A 1,556-nucleotide genomic window follows, 5' to 3' on the forward strand; every position below is an offset into this window, starting at 1 on the left:
CCTATCAACTGATTTTGACTAAAAAGTTACTTCAAACATTCACTGTTCAAAAATATTGAGGAATAAATTTTGGGTGTAAGGCATTTTGAGCATACTTCTCCCTGGATAACTTCCCAGTAAAAAAATCGTTAGATTGTTGGATTAGATCCATTGACTGGCTCGCCTCAGGCGAGCAAAGACCCTGTAGAATTCATTCTGATACACATGATAACTAGATAATTTGAGATAGACTCGTCTACCCGTTTGGACTAATTTCCCAGCAACTTTCAGAAACTTCAATCGAATAGAATGAATGGTCATTCCCTTTTGGACTTCTTCAAAGCCAATCGTTCTTAAGAAGTTGACTAAGTTGTAAGCTATCAAGCTGAGCATCATTCGGACATGATTCTCCAAAAAGCGAGGACTGTCTGTTTTGTCAAAGTAAAAGCCAGCTTTCGCTTCTTTAATGAAGTTCTCCATTGTGCCACGTTTGGCATAGATAGAAAAGATGGTATCAGGAGAAACATTTTCTGATAGATTCGTCACGATAAATTCATGTCGAAAGAGTAGTTCGCCCGCTTCACGTGTTGAGCGTATACACACGCGACGACTTTGTGACCAGGATTGTGCTTGATAAGTGGTCGAGAAGTACTGAACTTCTCGTTCTTCCCACTTTTGATTATCGCCATAAAGTACTGATTTCTCAGCTATTTGACCTAGTCTACGATTATTCTTCAGTCGAATAACATAATGACTCTTTTTTGATTCACACGAATCATACACACCAGGTGTAGCGAACCCGCTGTCTCCACGAACCAAGATGTCAGTGTTTGGTAGAGAGTGATTATAGTGCTCTAATAAAGGTGTGAGAAACTCCTTTACGCCTTTTGATGTATATTGATTTCCTGAACGTAGTTCAGCTTTTAAGAAGTCACCAGTCAATCCGTCAAAAGCTACCAATGGATGGTAACCATAGGTTTGGTAGTGTGTATTATAATTCGTTTGTTCTTGGTGACCAAATGTATCTGAATGGGTCGAATCTAAATCAATGATTAATTCCGTATCATTACGGATGAGGCGTGCTTTATCGATAAGTTCTTGGTTCAAAGCTTGAAGTTCATGGATATTCTCCTCAGATAGTCGATCTAAAAATCGGGAAAGTGAAGATTGAGAAGCGAGTTCTTTCCTATCTAAAACAGCTTTAAACACAGGATCTTGTCTCAGGAGATTAGCTGCAGAATCAGCTGAGTAACCAGCAATTAATTGCATAATGAACTGCTCAAGTATGGATAAGTTGTCATGAGTAAAATACGCTCGTTCGTCTTCAATGTGAATGTGTTGCTTAGCCAGTTCAGAAAAACCAAAGATGTTCATCAGCTCTTTCACTAGGACGAGACCCGAATCACTCGATAATTGACCACCTGTATGAGAAATAGTGATATTTGAATTGAATTTTACTTGGTTTTTGTGTAAGCTAGTCATGAAAAGAACTCCTTTCTTTTGGTTGGTTTAGTCACTTTAACCATAGCAGAAAGGGGTTCTTTTTTCATCACTTAACGGGTGAAGATGAAAAAGTA

At 38.6% G+C, this 1,556-nt stretch carries 1 protein-coding gene; it reads right to left on the minus strand.

The features are described 5' to 3' along the window. Positions 1–141: 141 nt before the first annotated feature. Positions 142–1,461 (minus strand): IS1380-like element IS1678 family transposase, encoded by a 1,320-nt coding sequence (locus tag IGI68_RS12285; protein ID WP_000202380.1) that lies wholly within the window; start codon positions 1,459–1,461, stop codon positions 142–144. Positions 1,462–1,556: the final 95 nt, after the last annotated feature.

Origin of the sequence: Enterococcus sp. DIV1314a (genome assembly GCF_051713805.1) — a bacterium.
Classification (GTDB): Bacteria; Bacillota; Bacilli; order Lactobacillales; family Enterococcaceae; genus Enterococcus_I; species Enterococcus_I aquimarinus.

Excerpts from the sequence above, each read along its gene's own strand:
- IGI68_RS12285 (WP_000202380.1), bottom strand. The coding sequence starts at position 1,461 with ATGACTAGCTTACACAAAAACCAAGTAAAATTCAATTCAAATATCACT.